The organism is Terribacillus saccharophilus (genome assembly GCF_002272745.1).
GTDB classification, from domain to species: domain Bacteria; phylum Bacillota; class Bacilli; order Bacillales; family Amphibacillaceae; genus Terribacillus; species Terribacillus saccharophilus_B.
This window is the reverse complement of the sequence record NZ_NPBD01000001.1, coordinates 309993-333725: the sequence shown is the minus strand read 5'-3', so window position 1 is coordinate 333725 and position 23733 is coordinate 309993. Positions and strand designations below refer to the sequence as shown.

Sequence of the window (23733 nt, the reverse complement as noted above, 5' to 3'; positions counted from 1 at the left end):
TCCTACTCCGGTATTTTCACTTTCACATGCTGGTGATCCAAGGCTACATAGCACTCGTACGGTTCAGGATATTTCTCCTGGCGGATAAAAGGCTGTTTGAAGATATCCTGATCGCCCAAGCGCATACCTACGAGACCGAATATGGCTTGATTGCGAAGGTACTTTGGTACTTGTTCATAGCTCATGCCAAGATAGTTGTAGTCGCTGCAAATGATGAAATGAATGCCTGCTTTGCTGCCGCGTTCCATCATGAGAGTGGCTTCTTCTAGAGTAAGTCCGGCACGTTCAGTGAAGTCCTGCAGGTCTGCAATCTGAACGAGCCATTTTGGTTCCGACATTCCATCTGAATTACGTTGCTTGATCTCATTTATAAACTCGTTTTTGATAGTTGAGATACCAATTGATTCAGACACATAAGTGTGCATGTCTTTCCCTACATAAGCCATATCCTGGTCTGCTGTATCAATAAGCATCGTTTGATAAACATCTTTTAATAAAGTAACGTTCTTAGCGACAGATCTGATCATACGATCCAATCCATCTTTCCGGTCGCTGATGACTGTCATGTGATCATATTGCGCTGGATTATAGGCAACAGGCAGTACCTCTTCAAAATCAAGTCCAAGCGGCACTTTCTTTTCTTCCAATATCCGTTTAGTGCGGCGCTGTTCCTTGAATTCTAAGAAGTCCACGACACCTTCTGGCATCATCGGAATAGCATCAGGATAATCACCATCCCACACTTCGTTCATGTCTTTGGATAAATCTTGAATCCGATCAAGGATTTCCAATGCTTCTTCTCCGTGTTCAGGCAGCATGGTCTGGAATAATGCTGGCTCCTCCATTTTCACAAGACCTCGACCTGCGATTTCTTCAATTTCTATATCGGTGCGTCCAACAATCGATCTTGCTTCGTTGGACTCGATCAGGTACAAAGCAATTTGTGTCTTGATATTGGACAGCAAAGGCATCCGCATTGCACTTTGGCGGCCGGCACTGATAATCAAGTGAATACCAATGCTGGCACCTTCCCGGGCAATCTGTGTGATGACTTTCTCGAAATCGTCACCAAAATCACTGTCCCTGACAGATTCATAGTTATCGATCACCAGACAGATATTGGGTACAGTTTCCCCGCTTGCCTTTTCGAATAAGCCTATGTTCGCCACACTGTACTGGCTAAGCTTTTGTTTACGCTGCTTCATGACCCCATTTAGCATCCGAATTAATTTGCCTACTTTCTCGACTTGATCGACGAGGAACGTATCCGCTACATGTGGCAGATTCTTCAGTGGCAACAATCCATTCGTACCAAAGTCAAGCAAGTACACATGCAAATGTTCCGGGTTATGCTGTCTAACCAAATCCATTACAACCGTCTGCAGGAATGTCGACTTGCCGTATCCTGGACTTGCAAATACAGCGATATGACCATCTTTCGATAAGTTCAGTGTAAGAGGAACTTGCTGCTGCATTTCCGGCTGATCGAGTAAACCAATCATCGGCTCCAAAGGTTTTTTCGGTTCTTTCCATGCGTCGCGGAATGCCACCGGGTGAAGTTCCGGTCCGAAAATTTTCTCTGGCAGAGGCGGCAGCCATGGGCGTGCCAACGGCTCTATCTGCTGCTTCTCCGTGTAATCAGCAATATGATCAATGACGGCATCGAGCTCTGATGGAATTTTTTCGATAGACTCTTTTTGCTCCAATCCGCTTAAATCTTCCGTCAGAATATCGTATTGACCGAGGTCATTGATGCTATAGATTGTAAGATCCACATGGTCTTCATCATTTTTATCTGGAATATAGTCTGCTCCGCTCCATGCACTTTGGAACAGTTCATAGATTTCATTGTTACCGACCTGCAAATAAGAACGACCTGGCAGTGTAATTTCCGCTGCATCAGGTGTTTTGATAATTTCATTCGAATCGCTTGCATTTTGTACCTTCAATGCCAACTTGAACTTGGAGTTGGACCAAATTTGATCATCAACTACACCGCTCGGCTTCTGTGTCGCAAGAATCAAGTGGATCCCTAAGGAACGTCCGATACGTGCAGTAGAAACGAGTTCCTTCATGAAATCAGGCTGTTCGGATTTCAATTCGGCGAACTCATCCGAAATAAGGAATAAATGCGGCATCGGTTCAGCTGCTTTTCCTTGTTTAAATAACTTCTGATATTGGTTAATATGATTCACATTGTACTCTCCGAAGAGACGCTGCCTTTTCTGCAATTCTGCTTTAATGGAAGCCAAAGCACGCATCGATTGTGCGCGATCCAGGTTGGTGATCGTTCCCATCAAATGCGGAAGTTTACGGAACAGATTCGCCATACCTCCTCCTTTGTAATCAATCAGAAGGAATGCGACTTCATAAGGATGGAAGTTTACGGCAAGCGAAAGGATATAAGACTGGATGATCTCCGATTTACCAGATCCTGTCGTACCCGCTACCAAACCGTGCGGACCGTGTGCTTTCTCATGAAGATTCAGCTGGACAATATCTTCTTTTCCTCTCAGCCCAAGCGGTACAGCAAGTGTCTTGTATGTTTCATTTTTGCGCCAGCGTGCTTGAATCGCTAGTTCTTCTACCTTTTCTACGCCATACATCTCCAGGAAGGTTACTTGTTCCGGGATAGAATTCTTCAAGTTTTGCAGATGGTTTAACGGTGCCAAAGCCCGTGAGACAGCTTCTTTATTGAAATCCTTTGGAAAATGATCTGGCTTGAATGCTTTATTGACGAGCTCCGCTTCTTCCAGGATAATTTTTCCGTCATTGCTATCACGTATATCGATGACTGTCTTCACATGCTCCGGCAATGCCCGCATCACATCTTGAACGAAGACAAGTGAGACACCGTATTGACTTGGATCTTCATTGAAAAATTCCATGATCGTATGATCCAATATTAGTTTCTCATCGGTGATTAGCACAACATAATGTGGTGAGAAATAGAGCTTCTCATTTGAATTACTTTTTTCATCAACTTGCAGCTTCCGCTCTTTCAGTACTTGATACAAGCTGTGCAGGACCTGATCACGGGAACGATCATGGTAGATAAAGCCGCGAACGTTGATGTCTCGCACACTTGCATGCGGCAGCCATCGCATCCAATCCCATTCTTTCTTTTCTTCTTCTGGAAAAATTGTAACGAATTGAAGATCATGATAGCTGTGGAATAAAGAAAGTTGTATCACTAACAGCTGAAGTTGTTCCAGTACAAGCTTTCTCTGCCCAATATAACCAACCGGTCCCTTCGTCAGAGAAGTAATGACTGGCACATCCTGCAATTCTTTGAACTGGTCAAGTAAATGTCTTGCTTCATCTACCAAATCATCTTGTTCCTGCGTAAATTCTTCCTCGTTGTAAGAAATTTCGAAGCTTGTATCTACTCTCCCTAATCCTGTACGAAAGCTCAAAAAATCATGGTGATAGGCTGTTTTCTCATAAATACGGGCTTCGGTTACAGCAGCCATTTCAGATATTTTCTCTACATCGGGATAGTGGAAATGCAGTGCATGTCGCTGCTCTTCACTTGCATGATAAAGTTCCTTCGTTTTTCGCTTCAAATAGCGCTTATAAGTTTCTTCCCTGTGTTTCATATCCGCCTTGTATTTGCGTACATTTTTCACATAAGACGTGATAGAGAAGATGACCGTAACTACAGTAGCGATTACCATTACGATAATAAAAATCCCCCGTGGCTGAATCAGTGAAATAGCGATTAAAGCCGCTATCATGACAAGCGGCGGTACAATAGTCCTCGCCAACTGCTCACTTGGCTTACTTGGCTTATTGGCTGGCTTAGCAATCGTTCGCTTTTCCTCCGGTTCCCGATAAATGATGCGCGGAGAACGATGATAGTCTGGATACTCCCCGCCGTAGGGTTTCTCTTGACCGACCAATTCCATCAAGGAGGATTCGAGATCTCCATTTGTCTGAATTTCAATAGTGTCGCCATACACTGTCAGCAAGACGCCATCTGCGAATAAAACATCTCCCTCTTCCACCTGCACATCATTTTGGAGCAGCCGGTAGTTATGGTAGACGTTTCTGCTTTGTAAATCTATGCGGAAACCAGACGCTTCTGCTTCACGCAGGAGTACGAAATCTGCTTTCCAATGCTGTTTATTAATATCATTGTAATCCCCAGCACCGAATGTGACAGATTGCTGACCTGCAATATCAAATGCGTTGTACTTTTTTGCATCAATCAAATAGAGCTGCAATTCCCCTATTTGTTTAGCAGCGCGAATCTCTTCTTGCTGATATGATAGTCTTTGTCCGTCCCATTCCAGTTCTAGTTCAGTTGCCAGTCCGGCTATCGTCACCTGATCCCTGCGTCTATCGCTGATGATTACGGTCTGACTGGATTGTTCGGGCAAATGGCATTTATGCAGTTTATCTTTATATGCTACGAGCAGTGTTTTATGTGCCATCTATTCTACTTCCTCTCTATGCACTCCATCCATCGCAGACAGACATCATTTCTCTTCTTTATTCTCATCATTATTTTCTTCTTGTGCGTTCTGCTGTTCCTCTGATGCAGCTTCCTGATCAGGGGCTGCTTCTGTCTCTGATTCCTCACCAAGAGGATCTAAATTATATTCTTCAAGCATTTTATCCAGCTGATTTTGGAGATCTTCAACTTGTCTGTCTCGATCCGTTCCAGATAGATCCGGATTGTTCTTCACTTGTTCGATTTTCTTGATCAATCCGTAGATAATCAGCTGCGGATCGTCGATATATTTGGCCTTATCCAAGGATGTATCCAATTCACCACGGCCATTGTAAATCCAATAAAGCAGATAATCCTGGTCACTTTTCAGTGTCACATTCTTTAAAATTGATTCTTTTTCTTCGTCAGATAAAGCTTCTACCTGAATATAGGAGTACGCCAGTGTATATTTTGTTTGGCTCGGCATCTTTTCCGGATCTTCTTCTGCCAAAGTTGAAATAACGTCATTGTAATTATTCGCCAGGAACTCGCCATGCGCTTCCAATTGCTTATCTTGGAAAGGGTCCTTAATCAGCGCTAAGTAAATAAGGGGTGCAGCCAGCAAAACACTTAGGATAATCATGATGATGGATAGACGTTTATATAATCTAAAACGTTTCGTGGGTAAGAAGCTCATCGTCTTATCTGTTTTTTTCTGTTCTTTTGCATAGCTCTCTTGCAGGAATTGTCTTAAGGCTTTGATCGTCTCAAGCTTTTGGATCTTCTTCTCAAAATCTGATTCATTTGCATTCTCAAGGGAACCATGATAAAGCTGATCGAAGGAATACTTCTTAGAGAACATGGCGATGCTCAAGCATTTATATTGTTTAAGGAATGTCTCTGACTGCATATCGAATGGGGGTACGATATTACGGACACCGCGGTGGATCACTTGTGGCATCAAATTCTCATCAAAGACGAGATTGTCAGGATGAAGGAAAAACGTGATCCGGCTGGAAAGGTAGCGTTCAAGTTTGCCAATATTGCTCAGAATACGCAGTTTATCATCCTGACGCAGCTTTTGGATGTCAGACCACTTTTTATGATTGGGATTGGTGTTGTAGATGAATGCTAAAGTATCTTCCTCTTCTTGTACCTCCATTGGCACAAACTGATCGGAAGGTTGATGCATTAAATACAGTTGCCGGTTACCTTTTACCGTGGTTTGGGATTTGGGCATTGTTATCCGGATTGCTTGTTTATCCTGCTGCAGAGTATATGTAGCATTATCCAATTCTATTTTTCTCTCATTCATGTTTGGCTGGCTCCTTCACAATTAGCACAGATGGCTCTTTATATTACAAGACTACTAGTACATCGCCATCTGTGACTGGATAGTCTCTTAGATAGTCATCATCCGCCAGGACAAGATGCTTGGTCACGATCTTGATCGTGGAATGGATGTTATTTGATTCAATATGCAATGTATCCATCACATGATGAAGCAGCTGCTTCACCGTCAATTGAGTGGGAATACGTAAGTCATAGACTGATCCCTCTCCACTGACAGATTGTAGGTCCATCGTGACGTTAATATGTTTCGTGTTGGTCATCGTCTTTCTCCTAGTCTAATAATTTTCGCATCATCATATATAAGCCGATACATAACGCGAGCGCTATCCCGATTAAGAAGTAAAGTACTCCGTTTCCGGAATCCGTCTCCGTTTGATCTTCTGCCTTTTGACCGCTGGCCGCTTCCGAGGTATAGTCTGCGGTAAACAAGGTATCCTGCACTTCCTCTAATGGTGCCTGCTGGTTGATATCGAGTGTAAATACACTATCTTGCAATGCTTCTACATCTTCCCTTTTCACTTCAGCTTTTTGCTGTATATCATCCGTTGTTTCGTCATTGAACAGTCCCGGGAAAACTTTTTCCTTCTCTGTTTCCCGGGTATCTGCCCCAACATCTTTTTCCTTTTGTATACGGTCGATTTGCATCTGGAGACTTCCGCGTTCATTTTCATCAGAATGAGTTTCTGCTGATACTTCTATAGGTAGAAGTATCAGCAGAATAATGGTAAATATGAACGCCAAATCAACCAGCTTCTGTTTGGTTGTCATCGGCATTATCTACTCCTTTATCCGATTGGCTAATGACCAATAGGTTGGCAAGGGCACCAATAGCTGCTGCGATAACCAGTGCAAAAATCGCAACAACGTAGTTAACCGAGCCTTCTACAATACGAAGCATAAATGTTTCCATGTACTGCAGAGGAGAAAACTTCTCAATTGTCGGGAATGCTGTGCTTGCAGTACCGATCGCATCTGTAAAGAATAGATACAGACTGAATATCGCAAGCAAGATAAACATCCCGATCATTTTCATTTGTCTTAACAAGTATGTTGCTATCATCAGCATCGCCGTAATAAGCAGTGCCATAACAGCTGTCAATTGAAGCTTATTCAAATCGTCAATTGGCAAATAGTAGCTGGATACAATTCCAATGACTATACCTTCCAGCAGCCCAATACCAGCTGTAATGATTGTAATTGGTGCATGCTGTACCATCAGTGACGTATCAGATGCAAATTGGTCATCCTGTTTTCGTCTCATATGCAAAGTTGAGATGACATAAGCCGTGAAGAGAACGACAATGAAACTAATCAGCACTAGATAATAAGGCGTGAAAATTGTCTCACTTTGAGCTGCAATCGTACCTTCATTGCTTGTTTGGACAGGATTGGAAAGGAAATCATATAAATTTTCGTTCTGCCTATCACCGACTCGGCTGTTTGCCAAAACTTCAGTGAAGTTCTCAGTGAAGTTCTGATCATCTGACAGCTTGTCAGTCAGATTGGAAGCAAGCGTTTCCGCATCGCTCACTAGTCCAGTACCACTTTGTTCAATCTCTCTCGCTTGTGTATCAATGGTGTCAAATGTCTCATAAACTTGATCAGCTGTATTCGTATTGCTTTGTGCTTGCTCAGCTAATGACTGGCTCGACATCAGAAGCGGCTGGAATTCACTGCCCAATGTCAGGACAGCTTCCTGTTCACCCTGTGCATTCGTTTGAATCTCCGTCTGCCCATCTAGAAGTGCCAGCACTTGATCACGCCACGCAGTCACATCTTCCAATGTCTGACTTACATTGTCATTTAAGACAGTTGCTTGCTCTGTTGTTGCAGCAACTTGGCCAGTTAATGTATCAGCATCTGCGATAGCTTGCTGTACCCGTGATTGGTAGTCGCCGACTTGCTGACGGAAAGCTTCTGCTGGTGTTTGAAGCTGTTCTGTGACGCTGCCAGTAATTTGGCCTGTCATGTAGTCGGTGAGTAAATCCTTGATGTCTTTTTTGTTGAATAAATAATAAAGTGAGTCCCTGCTAGCTAGATTGATTAAGCTTTCAGAACCGAAATTATCAGGTAGTCCATGTAGCCCGAAGCCAAAATAGCTTTCGTATTGCGAGCCCAGTTCTTGGTAAGAAGAAATTGTGTTATCAACAGTATTAATTAATACTTGAGTTGTATCGTCCATTTCTTCAATTGGAGTCATTATCTTATGCTGTATTTCATTTGTTTTGATAATAAGTGGTTCTGGCTTCTCTTGATCCTCTTCATTATCTCCTTCGTCGTCACCTTTATCTTCGCCTGGATTTGGATTTGGATTATTATCCTCGTTCTGATTCTCTTCAGGATTATCATTGTCCTCTGTTCCATCTTGATTTTGCCCTTGTTCATTGGATGGATTGTCAGAGGACTCTTCTCCTTCTGCTGGTGTTGAATCAGTTTGATCCTCATCTTCTGTTCCAGAATCATTACCTTCAGTAATGTCCTTGTCCTCATTTTCTTCATTATTAGTTTCTTTTTGAGTATTCTCTTTATCTGGAACAGGATCATTCTTTATTTGGATACTGCCAAGTAAATTGCTGGAACCAGTCTGAAATGCTACATTTTCCTCTGGCTTCTTTTCCTCTACTTTATGCTTCTCTGATATCAACTTCCAAGACCATTCGACTGGTTTATATACATCAAATGAACCCTCATTCAACTGTAATGTTGCTTCAACGTTGAACCTTCCATCCGTATGCGGAACTTTAATTTCGCCGCCATCGGATGAAATTGTTCTGCCATCTGATAAAGTCAATGTGATACTTTTTGCAGTGAAGTTCTTGGGTACTTGAAGTTTAAAACTACTTTCTTCGGTGTCATTTTCCGGAATCTCTACAGAATCTGAAACAAGGATTCCTTCTTTAAGCTTTTTATTCAATCTCTCAAATTCATCTTTCAATGTTGGAGAAGGGTCCTTATCAATATTGACACTCTTAATTTCATTCTGATATTTTTCAGTCATCCGAATGACATTGGTAATCTCTTTTACTGTGCTATCCGGTAAACCCACATCCCGAAAATCATCCGTGTTCAAAGAAGGCAGCTTACCTATAGCGCGGTTGATTCTGTTTCGAGCAACTTGATTAGGGTCTTCGAACAGCATATTGATATTCAAATACTGATCTTCATCAAGTTCTTCTTCAATTGTTTTTCTAATTCTATCCCCGACCTTAGCCCTGAATTGCTCATTGCTTTCCGTTAGATAAGCATCAATATCCTGCTGAAGGGCAGCAACTCTTTCAGAGGAATCCTGCAGCTGCTGCTGTAAGGAGACAGAACCTGAATAGATATTAGTCGTATTTAAAGATGTTACTGGACGGTTCATGACCGTATCAACAGCATTCTGCTGACTTGCTGCGAATTGACGGTTAATTGCCTCATTCGTAGCAACTAGCTGATCCAGTCGCTGGTCCACTTCACCGGCTGTCAATCCTTGACTGAATTGATTGATCTGATCCTGGAAGTTTACTAGATCCGTATTATTCGTTTCCTTTAAATTCATCACTTCGTCCAGATTACTCACGAAGTCTTCCCCAAGCTGAGTTTCGTCAACCAGCTGATCTTCATAAGAAGCCAACAGCTCACCGAAACTTGTAAAGCTATCCTTTGACACTTCTGTATTTTCTCTTACCATACCGAATTGATCGGTGTAGCCGGATAATGGCTGGAACACATTTGAGTTATAAGAATTCGTATATGCCGCTTGACGGTTGACCATCTGACCGATGCTATCCTGCGCATTCTGCAGATTTCCGATGATGCTCGCAAAGTACACATCAATAACTCTTCTGTTAAAATCATTTAAGATATCACTTGCTGTTTTCTCCGCTTCTTCTTTCAAACGCGGATTTTTAGATGCATTAATCTTATACTGCAGCACTACTTGTTCAGGTGCCTCTGCTGTTATATTCAGCGATTTCTCCGAAAAGTCGTTAGGAATTACGATCATCATATCGTATGTATTATTCTTCAAGCCGCTTTCCGCAACTCCCCGACTTACGACGAACCACTCGTGGTTCTCATTCTCACTAACCGAACTGACAAAGGCATCCCCGAAAGCAAGCTCGGTGTCATTGAACGTGGATCCTTGATCTTCATTGACAAGTGCTACTGACATATTCTGTGTCTGTGGCTGTACTGCTGTCTTCGTCGTTTCCTGGTGTAAGGTTAAGTAAGATAAACCAGACGCTAACAGTACAATCAGCACTAAGAATAAAATCCATCTTTTATCGAACTTTTTCAATGTATTCTCAACTCCTGGTGTCTCCAGTTTGCATAATATGTGGTTTCAAGTAAGGATTAAGGCAAAAGTGCATGGCACACAAATACCTGTCTTTTTACAGTAATTGGGCCACATAACGCATGCGTCATGCAGCCCACCCTGTCGTGTCATGCGACGGTCAAACAGCAGCCAGATGGGTGCTTATCTGAATCCGAAGTTTTGTGATAGTGCTTCGTCCTGCTCTTGTACTGCTTGAGCTGTTTTTTCAAGCTGTTGTTGGATGTCCAGCATAAGCTGAGAGAATTCTTGAACTTTCGGTCTTAGCTGTACGAATTGATCATCGAAGCGATCGAAGGCTCTACCTTCCCACTCTGAACGAAGTTGTTCTTGCAAAGTAGATAGATCTGAAAGAATTTGGTCGAGCTGCGAAGAACTAGTACCATATTTTTTTGCGTGGCTTTGTAACTGCTCCGGGGTCATACGAATTTGTCCGGCCATTTGATCAGCTCCTCATTTAATTTTACAGAAGGTTGTAGTGATTCCAATAAATGTATACCCAATACCTTCTCACATAAATCCTAAAGAAAGGAAAATTTAAAGTCAACGGAGTATGAAACGATTTCCAGAAATTAAGCGGTAAGTCCCAGGCTTATATCCCGGTTTATGAAAATAAATAATTTAGTACCATTATAAAAGTCTTATAAACTGGTAATTTGAGGTTTTTTGCAAAATTGGGACGAATTGTAGTAAAAAAGAGTTTTTACACTTATGTAACAAAACTCAAGCATGTGCATATCAGTTACAATTAAATAGAAAAAGAGCACGCGTCTCCACATGCTCCTCCTTTTAAGCGATCAATTTCAATCCTACAGCTGAAGCCAATATCATCGCAATACAGACAAGTCTCTTCCAATCCTTCGATTCCTGGAAGAAAAGCATCCCGACGATAGCTCCTCCGGCAGTTCCTATACCAGTCCAAATAGCATAAGCAGTCCCCATTGGCAGGTACGACATGCTATAGGATAAGCAGCCAAAGCTTCCCGCGAATCCCAGAATGAATATGCTGATGTTCTTGAAGCTAGGCTTTTCATTAAGTTTGTTTATCATTGTCACACCAAGCACTTCAAACATACCTGCGATAATAAGCACAATCCAAGCCATCAAGCACCCTCCTCCGTCTGTTTGTCTCCAGTTACGAGTTTAAGACCAATTACACCCAATAAAAGAACGGCAATTAATGCGACCTTTGCCAGTTTGAAAGGTTCGCCGAAAAATAACATATCCACAATAACGGTACCCGTTGATCCGATACCGACGAATACCGCATATACGGTTCCGACAGGCATATGCTTGCTTGCCTGCAGCATCAAATAAAAGCTAAGTAAGATACAGATAATCGTACCAGCCCATTCAAGTGTGTTATTTGCGTGCTTTAGCCCGATAACCCATAAAACTTCAATTATTCCTGCCAGAATGACGCTAAGCCACTGTTTTGTCATACTCATTTCCTCCAATCAAAAAAGCCTGGGAGATAGAAATCTCCCAGGCTTTTATCCTTCCGTGTCACAGCATTGCTGTGCGTTTTCTCTCGGACCAGACCAGCTTGGAGCTGCGGAACCCTAGAAAACTATCTGCCATATTCATCTGGCAATTATAAAGGATACAAAAGCACGATGCAAGCAATTATAAGACAAAGTATTTATACTAACTAAGTCAGGAGGAATTACAATGCAATCTTTTAAAGCCCTATTTAAGCAGCGGATTAATATGAATGTCGAAGTGACTTTCGAAACTCTGCCAATTCTATTACAACAATTCGCTCAGGCAATACCATTTGAGAACTTACGGATTATCGATAAAAATAAAAGTCTTCTATCAAAAGAAGGTCTGCAGGAAAAAATCCTAATCCGCAACGAAGGCGGTGTTTGTTATGAACTAAATACGCTTCTTTATTATTTCTTAGAAGAATATGGACTCGATGTTAGCTTAGTATCTGCCTGTATTTACGATCAGCAGGCAAATAACTGGAGTGTTACTGGTAATACCCATGTTACTATCCTTTTGAAGCATCATGGGGAGGAATTTATTGTTGATGCCGGATTTGGCGCTAATATACCACTTGCTCCACTACCTTTGTCAGGAGAAGTTATGACAACTGCTAATGGCCAATTCCGTATTAAGCCTGCTGAAAAAGGTTATATGCTGGAATTAAAACTAGCCGGACGAGACGACGATTGGCGCATTGGATATGGTTTCTCAGAAAATAACCGGATAACTGACATGACCGAACTGGAGCAAATGCAGCAGATTATTGAGACACATTCTGCTTCTCCTTTTAATAAGTCACCATTGCTTACAAAAAGGACAGCAGACGGACATGTCACTTTAACAGCTGCTTCCTTCACTGTCTCTTCCACTGGTGTACCCATTAAGCGTACAATAGACGAGAAAGAATATGCAGAATTGCTTCATAGTACGTTCCGTATGCAAAGACCATAATACAGTTGCCGTACTGTTCAAATTCGTAGTCAGTTGATACAAAGGAGACTGTACATGAAAGATTCCAAACACTTAATACGAATACTCGAACAAGCCTAGCAAACAGTTTCACCCATTACATGCTCAGCTTTTTTTGGTTTCTACTTGAAGGAAGAAGGCATTATTCAGAAAGTGGTAAACCACTATCTGCTTCAAACTAATGCAGAGGCTGCGCTAATAGATTCCATGAATAAACTAGATAAGGGATTAAAAGTTACGCTTTATAAAGGACATCTTCTATCTGACAATTTATATAAGGCTATTGAATTCGGAGTATCACGTGCCAAAAAGTTCAATCAAGTGGTTACGACAGAAGCTCATGTGTTGGAAGGTATCCTTTCTTCTCTTTCAGATAAAGAATCGTGGCAGGATATTCTGCAGCTTGTTAGTACAACACATGACTTGCTCGTCACGTTACCTTTACCAACTTTGCCTTCATATCTTCCAAAACATGCAGAAGCTGCTTCCGTATTTGAGAAAAAGGAGATCCTTGATTTTGTAAAAGAGCATTTTGGCTTGCGCTGGACAGAACAAGTCCAGAAGATGCTCATTGAAAATAATGGAGTTGTCTTGATCGTGGGCGGGAGAATAGCCGGTTAATTGGTTTCTGCTGCTATCAGAAACAAAATGCAGGCAGAGTAGTATTCGGACCGATGGGAGTAAGGAAGGACTGCAGAAATTCTGGTTATGGCCGTTCTCTCGTACTGTCTGCTCTCCATGATGTAAATGAACAAAGCTTCCGTGAATTTATCATCTCCGAAGCAGGACCAATTGAATTCTACGAAAGAATACTTCCATTAAAATTACACACAAAAGAAAAAGGATGACCATGATGGTCATCCTTTTCAATTAATTCAATTTCTCACCTTGATAAACATCCGCTGCCAGTGGTGCACTTAGCATTTCTTTGGCAGCTGCGCTGAATTTTTGGAAGTGGCTGCTCGTGTTATGTGCTTGGACAGCCTCCATGTCCTTCCAATTCTCCACCATAACAAAGCTGTTAGCATCTTTTGGATCTTGGAATAGGTCGTAGCTGTTATTACCTGCTTCAGCACGGCTTCCTTCCATAACTGCTTCAATTTCTTGAAGGAATTCTTCTTTTTTCTCTGGTTTAACTGACATTCTAGCGTGGATGATAATCATAGTTTCTCTCTCCTTATTTCCATTCTGTAATTTGTTCTACCGGCATCCGGTAGGATTTGTAGCCTGCATCTGCTGCTTTCCCGATAGAAAGCAGCATGACTGGAATATAACGATCCTTATCCAAATCGAATGCTTCTGCGATTTGATCTTTCTCAAACCCGCCAATCGGATTAGTATCGTAACCATATGTCTTCGCAGTTAGCATCAGCTGCATGGAAACTAAACCGCCATCGATCAAGATTGATTCTCTGTTCCCTTGTTCTGAAATTCCGGAAAGCAATTTACGGATAGAAACAACTTGCTGATCTTTGACTTCCTGCGGCATTAGACCATTCTCCACCGCTTTTCCATAGATTTCTTCCAAATAGTCAAGATTATTCATATCAGCAAAAACCGCGATTACTGCAGAAGAAGTTTTCACTTGCTGCTGATTGAATCTAGCAAGCGGTGCAAGCTTTGCTTTTGCTTCCGGACTTTCAATAACAACAAATCGCCAAGGCTGCAAGTTAACGGAAGATGGCGCTTTAGTTGCTACGGACAGCATTTCGCTCATTTCTTCCTTACTGATTTTCACGTTTTCATCATAGGTACGGATGGAACGTCGATCCTGAACGATTTGCAGGAAAGCTTCTTTATTATATAGTGGTGTTTCGTTCATTTAGTTTCTCCTCCAAACTGATTCTTTGTAACATGTGAGACATTTACACTTACTTTGCTCAGCATTTTTAAAAATTGCTCTAGCTCTTCCTCTGAAAAGCCTGCAAACGTCTCTTTCACAAATTGGCTTTTTTCCTGATAGGATTGCTCGATATGACGCTTCGCTTCTTCCTCCAGCTTCACCCATGTAGCGCGCTGATCATCGGCTTTCTTATAGCGTACGATCGTACCAGCAGCCTCAAGCTGCTTCAGATGTCTGGTAACAGCGGCAGCATCTATATTGACTTCCTTTTGCAACGCTGACTGGGACACTTCTTCATGCTGCAGCAGATAATGCAGAATCTCCACACGGGAAGTGCTGGCCCCTAAGCAAGATTCAAACTTCGAGCAAAGCTCCTTGTTTACTGCCTGCAGCTGCAGAAAAATTTGTAAACGGACGGAACAAGCAGTCATCGACATAACCCCTTTCAAATAATTGATGCATCAATAATTGATACGTCAATCATATACTCAAGCATGACTCATGTCAATAAGCTTGCTCAAATAAAAATAGAGGGAGACAGACTTTTTACCATTTCCAGTCTGTGAAGTCCTTTTATGTTTAGGACTTTTGAGAGATCTTTCGACTTATTTTCATCTACTAAATCAGCATAAGCGTCATGCGGAGGATACATTTAATCCCGAAGATTTATTATTTTCGCCATATGTATGAATATGAAGAAGCTGGAGGTTCGTCTCCCAGCTTTTTCATTATGGTAACTCAACCATTACTTTTATGTTGCCTCTTTCAGGTGAGGTCTAAAGCCTCTCAGAAAGTTGCCTTTCCCAATCTGAAGGATTTTTACTGGAAATGTTTTACGTTTATTTGGGTCATTCACTATATCCCCAATACAATGTTGTTTTATCATGGCCCTTGCCCCTTAACTTAAGTTGATCCTGACAAAACATTAAAAAGGAAAAAGGTTTCTTTATGTTTACTAACTATAAAGAAAACCTTTCCATCTTACATTTTATGGAGTTTAGTTTCCGGCAATCGTTTTATCTTTACCTGTAACAATGCTCCCTTTAATCGGACGAACAAATCGAATAACAGCAAGGGAAGCGAATATTGCTAATCCGCCAGCCAGCAGGAATGCTGCAGTGTAAGTGCCTGATCTATCAACAAGGAAACCAGTAAGAGTTGGCCCGATAATACCCGCTGTGTTGGCAAGGAAATGCATAAAGCCCCCGACAGAACCAACATTACTTTGGTCAACAACGTCTTGAACGATTGCCCAATAAATAGAACCAGTTAGGTATAGGAAGAATACTGAACACGCAACTAACGCCACAGCACTAAACGTTGTAGTAACAAGACCAGCTAGTCCGATACATATTGCAGAGGCGAGTAAACATGTAACTAATACTACTTTACGGGAGAACAGGACGCCTTTTCTAGCAAACTTTCTCAATACAAAGTCAGAAACAAAGCCTCCGGCAGCAAGGCCGATAAAACCCAGAACCCAGGGAATGACTGTGACTATACTCATTTCCTGAACGCTGACTCCCCTTGCATCTATTAAATAACTAGGGAACCAGGTTAAAAAGAAGAACAAAATATAGTTATATGCAAAGAAAGCAAATGCAGTGAACAAGACCGTTTTTTGTTTTAAATAGAAGGTTAATGGTTTCTTCTCTCGTGGAGCTGCTTCTGTAGTAATATCCTTTTTCTCTGTGGCAGTCTCAGCTGGCTTTTCTTTAACAACTTTCCACCATATAATCGTCCATATAAAACCGATAATCATTATTAAGACAAAGGATAATTTCCAGCTGTATGATATGGCAATGAAGCCCACTATCGGACCGGCTATAGCGCCACCTAACGGAGTTCCGCTGTTGGCTAGTCCGATAGCAGAGGCCCGCTGGTCAGATGGAAACCAATTATTCACCATTTTATTAATAGTGGCGGAAAGAGGGCCTTCCCCCATTCCGAACAAGATGCGGATAATGATTAAGCTGGTGAATCCGACAGCAAGTGCAATGGCCCCACTAAATATAGACCAGACAATCATAGCTACAAATAAAGTGAGTTTAGCACCGTATCTATCGGCAGCTACCCCCCCCAAAAAGTTAAAGATCGCATAACCGACGGAGAAACTGCTGAAAATAATCCCCATTTGAGTAGCGGTAAGTTCCAGATCCTCAGTAATGAACGGTGCTGCAATGGACAAAGCAGAACGGTCAAGGTAATTAATGATCCCGGCAAAAAACAACAAAATCATGACGGCTAGTTTCCCTTTAGTAAACAATGATTTCATGGATTTACCTCCCTGGGGTTGTAACGTTCTTTGTTTTTTTATCAAGTAAAGCGCTTACATTTTTGGATTAACGATTTTACTTTACGTCCATAACCCCACTTAGGGGTATGGATAGTAAACCGATTTACTTGCGGAGTTAAAAGGGGCGCAGCAGCCCTTATTTCTTTAAGGAAAGACAAGAGTTCCGTTCTAGAAGACTTGGCTTTAGGCGGCAGACGCTTTTGTCCTTTACTTCCAGGTCTTTATTCATTTGCTGCAGCAATAAGTCGACTGCTTTGCCTGCCATTTCGATTGCCGGTTGAGATACTGTAGTGATGGGAGGAGTGAAGAAATTGGCGAATGGAACTTCATCAATTCCAATAACCGCTACATCCTCGGGAATTCTCAATCCCTGTTCTTTTATATATTTCAGTATTTCAATAAGCACGATATCATTACCAGCTAGCAAAGCTTGCGGTGGAGTTTTCAGTTGGAAGAGTTCCTTTAATGCAAGAACAATTTGATCAACATCAGCTGTTTTTATATACTCTGATTTTACTTGCAGTCCACGGGCTACGATAGCATTTCTGTATCCTTCGATTCTTTCCACCCTTGGACTAATGTTTCTGATAACAGAAGTAGTAAGTATAGCTATTTGTTCGTAGCCTTTATCAACAAAATGGTCTACAGCCAGCTTAGATGCCAGATGGTTATCAAGCATGACTGTTGCAATATTCATGTCCTTGATGGTTCTGTCCATGAATACAATCGGAAAATTATCATTGAGCATGCGGTCATAAAGATCCAGATTACCTCCTGTTGGAAAGATTATAATCCCATCCACCTGTTTTGCTCTGAGCATTTCGATATACTTCTTTTCTTTTTCAGGTTCGTCATCCGCGTTACATACAATGATTTGAAACCCTTTTTCTTGAAAGAAATTCTCAACTGCCCGGATCACATGTGTGGAGAATGTATGGAGGATATTCGCTACGATAACTCCAACTGTGAAAGTTGATTTTTGTTTAAGACTTCGTGCTACAATATTAGGCTGATAATTCAATTCTTCTATAGCGGATTCGATTTTTTTTCGTGTTTTCTCACTCATATACTCGTACCGCTTGTTCAGGTATTGCGATACAGTGCTTTTAGATACATTAGCTTGCTTCGCCACGTCTGTGATTGTTATTGGTCTCATTCTGTCAACCTCGTCTGATTTGTTCGGTTCTACAATTATAAAGTGTTTTAGTAGTAAGATTTACTTCTTGGTTATTATAGCGCAGAAGCAAGCACGTTAAAATGATGAATGATTAACTTTTCAAAAATATCAATTTATTCATACGCCTGAGTAAGCCATGAAGCCTCCATCAACAGGTACAGTAATACCTGTAACAAAACCGGAATAGCTGGCGTCAAGCAACCAGAGCATTGTCCCAAGCAGATCTTCTGGTTTCCCGAATCGCTTCATAGGAGTTCCGTTTATGATTTTGTTGGAGCGAACCGTATAGCTCCCATCATCATTTACAAGAAGGTTCCGGTTTTGTGTCGTTAAGAAGAAGCCTGGAGCAATGGCATTTACTCTTAGACCGGTCTCTGCAAAATGAACCGCCATCCACATCGTGAAATTATTGATGGAAGATTTAGCCGCACTATATGCTGGAACCTTTGTCATTGGTACATAGGCACTCATGGAAGAAATATTCAAAATGGACGGTGCCTTTGCCTGCAATAAATCCTTTCCAAATACCTGACTGGAAATGAAGGAGCCGGTAAAGTTGGTCGCAAACACTTTAGAAAATCCATTTTCATCTAAATGGAAGAATGATTTCCCTGTAGCCTCATCTTGATATGTTTCCGTGTTTGTAACAGCATCAGGATGATTTCCGCCAGCTCCATTGATTAGGAAGTCCACTTGCCCAAAAGTTTCTAAAATCTCTTCGCGTGCCTTCTCCATAGAACTTTTGTCTAGAACATCAGCTTTCACGGAGATACCAGTACCCCCTGATGTCTGAATCCTTTCAATCACATCCCGACCTTTTTTAGCATCTCTGTTCAAAATAGCTATATTCGCGCCTTGTCGAGCAAGCTCGATGGCCATTTGGGAGCAGAGGACACCGCTCCCGCCTGTAATAACTGCCACTTTCCCTTTTAAATTTTCATGAATTGGTATCAAGTGCTTTCACCTGACTTCCTTGCATCATATGCATCCCATAATCCAAGCAAATACATAATTCCAAGCGCACGATCGTAAAGCCCATAACCTGGTCTGCATTTCTCGCCCCATATATGTCGGCCATGGTCTGGTCTTACATATCCATCGTAGTTTTGTTTATTTAACTCTGCTACAACGCCATTGATATTGATGGAACCATCCTGCGTATAATGGGAAGTCTCCACAAAATCTCCATTATCATAGATTTTCACATTTCTAATGTGGGAGAATGGTGCACGTGACGCATATTTTCTTGCTACCTGGACCATATCATTCTCCGGATTTGCTCCCATGGACCCTGTACAAATAGTAAAGCCGTTGGCAGGAGAATCGGATATAGATATCAATTTTTCATAGCTTTGTTCCCCAGTAATGATTCGTGGAAGACCAAAAATCGACCATGGTGGATCATCCGGATGGATAGCCATTTTGATGCCGGAAGCTTCCGCAACAGGTAAAATTTCTTTCAGGAAAAACGCTAGATTATCCCATAGCTTGGTTTCATCGATGCTTTTATAGGCTTCAAAGAGCTCAGTAATCTTTGCCATTTTTTCCGGCTCCCAACCTGGAAGAGTAAGATCCGAAGCTTCCATCACAGTACGGATCAAATCCTGGGGATCTTGATCTGCAACTTTAGCTTTTTCGTAAAATAGGGCAGTGGAACCGTCTTCTAACGGATGGAACATATTCGTTCGTGTCCAATCAAATATCGGCATGAAGTTATAACAAATCACTTTAACCCCTAATTCCGATAGATTACGGATCGTCTGCTTGTAGTTCTCAATATAGTACAGTCTTTCCTCATTGCCTAATTTGATAGATTCATGGACATTTACACTCTCTACAACCTCTGCGTGAAAACCGAATGATTGAATGTATTCGACTTCTTCTTTAATCTCATCTTTTTCCCATATTTCCCCTACTGGTTTTTGGTGAAGGGCCCAGACAATACCTTTAGCACCTGGAATTTGTTTGACGTGTTCGAGTTGGACAGTGTCATTGTCTCTTCCATACCAACGAAATGTGATGTTCATGCTACACCTCCAGCAGCTTTATTTGCTTTATTGTGATACTCACTACATAGTTCAACCGAATTATACCCGCCATCTTGATAGGCTCTATTTAAGTCGCTGCTAATGCCCACTGCAACTTCCCCTGCCTTCAACCATTCTGTTATGTTATCCAAGTTTACACCGCCTGTAGGCATCACCTTCACATTTGAAAGTGTTCCATTAATGGAACAGATAAACGATGGCGAGAATTGGCTGGAAGGAAATAGCTTGATAACATCACACCCTGTTTCCAGCGCCTGAATCATCTCCTTGATCGTCGTGCACCCTGGTAGATAAGGAATTCCATATCTGTTGCATACTGTAGCGGTATCAGGGTTCAAAGACGGACTTACAATAAACTGGGCGCCAGAAAGAATGGCGTACCTCGCTGTCTCAGGATCTAGAACAGAACCGGCTCCAAGAAGCGTTTTTGTTCCCGCTAACTCCCTGAACACTTGATCGATATTAGGGGTTGTATATGTCAGTTCAATTGCTTTTATCCCCCCACCAGCGGCAGCTTTTGATAGTTCAATAGCATCTTTTGCCGTATTGCCACGAATGACAGCTACCACTTTCAATTCTGAAATACGGGCTAAGATTGAATGTTTAGCAATCATATTATTTCTCCTTAGTCGAATATGATAACTGCTTTTCTTACCTTATCAGGATTGTTTTCAATGAAATCAAAAGCTTCCTGTACTTGATCGAGAGTGAAAGTGTGTGTAATCAAACCGTTCTCCCTGAGCTTTCCGCTATTCAATAAATCCACTACTTTGGGAAACTGGTAAGTTTGCAGCCTCGAACCAGTTATAGTTATTTCCTTTTTCGTAATCGGCAGCTGGGAAATAGAAGAGGATCTCTCGTCAAAGCCAAGAACAACCACATGTCCCGCTTCTGATACCACTTCTAAGGACAGTTCAAAGGTGGATGGGAGGCAGACCGCATCTATCACTACATTTGCACCCTCTCCATTTGTCCATTCGGAAACTCGCTGCCTCACATCTTCTTTTGCTGCGTTTACTGTAACATCGGCACCATTCTCTCTCGCAAAATCAAGACGGGATTCACTTAAATCCGTAATCAGAACTGCTGCTCCCTGAAGCTTTGCCAGCTTCAAGATACAAATCCCTATTGGTCCTGCTCCTTGTATCAAAACAGTGTCCCCTTGGGCGACACTTCCCCTCCATACCGCCTGTGCACCGATCGTGTACGGCTCAGCCATTACAGCTTCTTCCCAAGGAAGTTCAGAGTCCACCACATGCAGCTGCTTTTCTGGAAGAACGAGCCATTCTCTCATTCCACCATCTTCATGTACACCGAATACAGACAATAAAGCGCATACATTTTGTCGGCCTTTGCGGCACGCATAACACTTTCCGCAATATCGAATTGGTTCAACTACGACATGGTCTCCTACTCCGACATTTTTTACGTCGATTCCAATATCCACAACTTCACCCGTAACTTCATGCCCAACAACGCGCGGAAGGGTTGCAAGCGGGTTCGTCCCATGATAAATGTGCATATCAGATCCGCAAATCCCAACTCTTTTAACCTTTACCAATACATCCTGAGTGCTCTTTATTTTAGGAAGCTCAGCCTCAATGACAGCTAATTCACGAGGACCTTTAACTTGTAATGCTTTCATTTTTGATCTCCCCTGTCAGGTATTCATAAACGCTTGAGGCGATTCTAATTCCGTTCTCCGTATTATTTTCTTCATGAATTTGTTCTATTTCTCCCGGAACAAATACACGCTCAATACCTGGTGCGGGCGGAACCTGTTTAAGCTCATCCATCATCCTGTCCATTTGTTCGAGAAATGTATTGGTATCGGTAAAGAATGATGGATTGATGACACAGAAATAATGACCCAGTTTACGTTTTTGATCTAAGTCATCATACATTTTGGAAATATGAGGACCGAAAGCCGCTCCTGCTAATAAACCTGAAAAAATATCAACAATGACAGCAAGTCCATACCCTTTTGGACCTCCAAACGGGGAGAGGGAAACGACTTTGTTCGGGTCTGTCACTGGTGCGCCATTTTCATCCACACCCCAGCCAGACGGAATATCTTTTCCTTCCTCACGAGCTTGGATGACTTTCCCCAAAGCTACATTGGAGGTGGCCATATCCAAGATAAAAGGCTTATTTTTTTTGGCTGGAACACCATAAGCAATCGGATTTGTTCCGAAGAAGGGAGAACTGCCCCCAAACGGAACCACCACTTTGTCAGTATGGGTCATGGCAATCCCGATCAGGTTAGCTTCGGCCGCTTTTTGAACAAAGTAACTTAATGCTCCGCAATGGCTGCTGTTAATAGCTGTAACCATGCCTACTCCACTCTGTCTTGCCATGTCTATAGCATGATCAATGGCCACATCGCCAATCACATGTCCAAATCCATCGTCACCATTTACTATCCCTGTTACAGGTCCTGTCGCTTTAAATGAGATTTGGGCGTCAGGATTAATCCCTCCTGCTTTCAGACGGTTCACGTAATGTTCTGTGCGCAACACACCATGAGAATTAACATTTCGAAGATCAGCATGAACCAAAACTTCAGCCACTTTTTCAGCATGAATACTGTTCAGGCCAGCTTCTTTCAATTTCCTGCTTGCAAGCTCCTTTACTTTTTCCGCTTCAATCACTACTGTTGACATGTTACTTGCCTCCCACTCACTCTTAATTCGAACGATTTTCACGAAGCATTTCCATGTTTTAACTTACAGTAAAACTATCTATAATAGCTGTGTCGAGCAGAATGATAGATTTCGCAAACTCTTACTAAGTAATTTCTCTCTTTTTCAGTAGTTATCATTAGCTATCTCTTTATAAGACTTTCTTTATTTATAAAAGGCATCACTTCTTCTAAATAAGGTAGTCCTTCATTGTCACCTGATACTGTGGTCACAAGAGCGCCAACTGCATTTGCGAATTTTAGTCTGTTATAGTTAGATTCTCCTTTGAGCAGGCTGTATATATAACCAGCGTCGAATCCATCTCCAGCTCCCACAGCGTCCACAGGCTTGACGTCATAAGCGTCTTCCTCATACCAGGTATTGTTGATGATTGATAGCGGTAATAATACGTTTTTACCAGAACCGTCTTCACGAATTTCCTTAAAGTTGAGTGAAGTTGGATGTCCCTCCACAAACTGGTCATCGTCCATAACCAGTCCTTCTCCTCTTGCAAAGTTGTAGATAACACGGCCAAATATATCATTCCCTAAACGGCTGATCCACTTTGATTTCAACCCAAGTCTGGCACAGGCGATCGCAAAATTAAGTTCAGCTCCCCCGACCTTGTTCAAAATTGCTTACATAACGTAACGGTCCAGTTTCTTCAGGGTTTAAAGTAATCATGGCATCGCCTAATGTCAAAAGTGTGTATGCACAAACATTCCCCCTTTTTCTAATTTAACTACTTGCAAATTCATTATAAATATTGGAGTCACTTTTACTAAATCGGTTTTGTAAACTGGTTTAGTAAAAGTATAAATGAAAGCCCTTTCAAATATCAATTAAATATTTTTTCTTTTAAATAACCACCCGTTTTATTAAAAGATTTCGATTCTTATAGAGGCATCTTTAAACTATATCAAGAACATTATGTTGCATTTCGATACATTTTATTAGGATTTCAGTGACCGTATAAGCAAAATAAAGGCACACAGAGCCTACTGAAACCACCATCGTAGCTACTCTGCCAAAGAAGACGATTTGAAATCAACTTTTGAATCCAACAAAAAAACAGCCAATCTCCGAATTCAATATCGGTGATCGACTGTTTGTATATAATTCTTT

Annotated in this window: 21 protein-coding genes, 1 pseudogene and 1 riboswitch; of the genes and pseudogenes, 3 read left to right on the top strand and 19 right to left on the bottom strand. The window is 41.7% G+C overall.

Translation table 11 applies throughout. From position 1 onward, the window contains the following. Positions 1-2: 2 nt before the first annotated feature. The 8 genes from essC to CHH58_RS01605 form a co-directional block, all read right to left on the bottom strand. Positions 3-4436, bottom strand: a complete 4434-nt coding sequence (gene essC, locus CHH58_RS01640; protein ID WP_095261916.1) for a type VII secretion protein EssC — start codon at positions 4434-4436, stop codon at positions 3-5. A gap of 45 nt (positions 4437-4481) precedes the next feature. Next, on the bottom strand, positions 4482-5750 hold the full coding sequence (gene essB, locus CHH58_RS01635) for a type VII secretion protein EssB (RefSeq protein WP_095261915.1): 1269 nt from the start codon (positions 5748-5750) through the stop codon (positions 4482-4484). Positions 5751-5793: 43 nt separating this feature from the next. Then, positions 5794-6048 (bottom strand): EsaB/YukD family protein, encoded by a 255-nt coding sequence (locus tag CHH58_RS01630; protein WP_095261914.1) that lies wholly within the window; start codon positions 6046-6048, stop codon positions 5794-5796. Positions 6049-6058: 10 nt separating this feature from the next. Next, positions 6059-6556: a type VII secretion protein EssA gene (essA, locus tag CHH58_RS01625; protein WP_170937484.1), complete on the bottom strand. Its 498-nt coding sequence runs from the start codon at positions 6554-6556 to the stop codon at positions 6059-6061. Then, on the bottom strand, positions 6531-10067 hold the full coding sequence (gene esaA, locus CHH58_RS01620; protein ID WP_095261913.1) for a type VII secretion protein EsaA: 3537 nt from the start codon (positions 10065-10067) through the stop codon (positions 6531-6533). Before esaA ends, essA begins: the two co-directional genes overlap by 26 nt. 180 nt (positions 10068-10247) lie before the next feature. Continuing rightward, a complete protein-coding gene (locus tag CHH58_RS01615) occupies positions 10248-10544 on the bottom strand; it encodes a WXG100 family type VII secretion target (RefSeq protein ID WP_095231087.1) in 297 nt (98 codons plus the stop codon). A 348-nt stretch (positions 10545-10892) separates the two neighbouring features. After that, positions 10893-11207 carry a DMT family transporter gene (locus tag CHH58_RS01610; protein ID WP_038559616.1) on the bottom strand — a complete coding sequence of 105 codons (315 nt, stop codon included), beginning with the start codon at positions 11205-11207 and terminating at the stop codon, positions 10893-10895. Continuing rightward, positions 11207-11545, bottom strand: coding sequence for a DMT family transporter (locus CHH58_RS01605; RefSeq protein ID WP_095233006.1), 339 nt, complete (start codon positions 11543-11545; stop codon positions 11207-11209). Before CHH58_RS01605 ends, CHH58_RS01610 begins: the two co-directional genes overlap by 1 nt. Before the next feature lie 38 nt (positions 11546-11583). After that, positions 11584-11680, bottom strand: a riboswitch (guanidine-I (ykkC/yxkD leader). A gap of 94 nt (positions 11681-11774) precedes the next feature. Here CHH58_RS01605 and CHH58_RS01600 point away from each other — a divergent pair. The 3 genes from CHH58_RS01600 (at position 11775) to CHH58_RS18845 (ending at position 13411) form a co-directional block, all read left to right on the top strand. Then, a complete protein-coding gene (locus CHH58_RS01600; RefSeq protein ID WP_095261912.1) occupies positions 11775-12545 on the top strand; it encodes an arylamine N-acetyltransferase family protein in 771 nt (256 codons plus the stop codon). A 171-nt stretch (positions 12546-12716) separates the two neighbouring features. Next, positions 12717-13184: a hypothetical protein gene (locus tag CHH58_RS01595; RefSeq protein ID WP_095261911.1), complete on the top strand. Its 468-nt coding sequence runs from the start codon at positions 12717-12719 to the stop codon at positions 13182-13184. Then, on the top strand, positions 13184-13411 hold the full coding sequence (locus tag CHH58_RS18845) for a GNAT family N-acetyltransferase (RefSeq protein ID WP_095261910.1): 228 nt from the start codon (positions 13184-13186) through the stop codon (positions 13409-13411). Before CHH58_RS01595 ends, CHH58_RS18845 begins: the two co-directional genes overlap by 1 nt. Positions 13412-13433: 22 nt before the next feature. Here the strand turns inward: CHH58_RS18845 and CHH58_RS01585 are convergent, their stop codons facing one another. The 11 genes and pseudogenes from CHH58_RS01585 to CHH58_RS01535 all read right to left on the bottom strand — a co-directional run bounded on the left by CHH58_RS01585 (position 13434) and on the right by CHH58_RS01535 (position 23292). Further along, positions 13434-13727 carry a putative quinol monooxygenase gene (locus CHH58_RS01585; protein WP_095231091.1) on the bottom strand — a complete coding sequence of 98 codons (294 nt, stop codon included), beginning with the start codon at positions 13725-13727 and terminating at the stop codon, positions 13434-13436. Between the two features lie 13 nt (positions 13728-13740). After that, complete coding sequence (locus CHH58_RS01580) at positions 13741-14385, bottom strand: nitroreductase family protein (protein ID WP_095231092.1); 645 nt, start codon at positions 14383-14385, stop codon at positions 13741-13743. Then, positions 14382-14837 (bottom strand): MarR family winged helix-turn-helix transcriptional regulator, encoded by a 456-nt coding sequence (locus tag CHH58_RS01575; protein WP_095231093.1) that lies wholly within the window; start codon positions 14835-14837, stop codon positions 14382-14384. Before CHH58_RS01575 ends, CHH58_RS01580 begins: the two co-directional genes overlap by 4 nt. A 566-nt stretch (positions 14838-15403) precedes the next feature. Beyond that, on the bottom strand, positions 15404-16672 hold the full coding sequence (locus tag CHH58_RS01570) for an MFS transporter (RefSeq protein WP_095231129.1): 1269 nt from the start codon (positions 16670-16672) through the stop codon (positions 15404-15406). A gap of 166 nt (positions 16673-16838) precedes the next feature. Continuing rightward, entirely contained in the window at positions 16839-17858 is a 1020-nt protein-coding gene (locus CHH58_RS01565) for a LacI family DNA-binding transcriptional regulator (RefSeq protein ID WP_095261909.1), read from the bottom strand. Between the two features lie 138 nt (positions 17859-17996). Further along, positions 17997-18833, bottom strand: coding sequence for an SDR family oxidoreductase (locus tag CHH58_RS01560; RefSeq protein WP_095233010.1), 837 nt, complete (start codon positions 18831-18833; stop codon positions 17997-17999). Beyond that, the gene (gene uxuA / locus CHH58_RS01555) at positions 18830-19906 is read right to left on the bottom strand and encodes a mannonate dehydratase (protein WP_095261908.1); all 1077 of its coding nucleotides are present in this window, start codon (positions 19904-19906) and stop codon (positions 18830-18832) included. Before uxuA ends, CHH58_RS01560 begins: the two co-directional genes overlap by 4 nt. After that, positions 19903-20541, bottom strand: coding sequence for a bifunctional 2-keto-4-hydroxyglutarate aldolase/2-keto-3-deoxy-6-phosphogluconate aldolase (locus CHH58_RS01550; RefSeq protein WP_095261907.1), 639 nt, complete (start codon positions 20539-20541; stop codon positions 19903-19905). The genes uxuA and CHH58_RS01550 overlap by 4 nt, the downstream gene beginning before the upstream one ends. Before the next feature lie 11 nt (positions 20542-20552). Next, positions 20553-21572, bottom strand: a complete 1020-nt coding sequence (locus CHH58_RS01545) for a zinc-binding alcohol dehydrogenase family protein (protein WP_095233013.1) — start codon at positions 21570-21572, stop codon at positions 20553-20555. After that, positions 21553-22590, bottom strand: coding sequence for an ureidoglycolate dehydrogenase (allD, locus tag CHH58_RS01540; RefSeq protein WP_095235273.1), 1038 nt, complete (start codon positions 22588-22590; stop codon positions 21553-21555). The genes CHH58_RS01545 and allD overlap by 20 nt, the downstream gene beginning before the upstream one ends. 161 nt (positions 22591-22751) lie before the next feature. Then, positions 22752-23292, bottom strand: a pseudogene (locus CHH58_RS01535) (PfkB family carbohydrate kinase). Positions 23293-23733 lie beyond the last annotated feature (441 nt).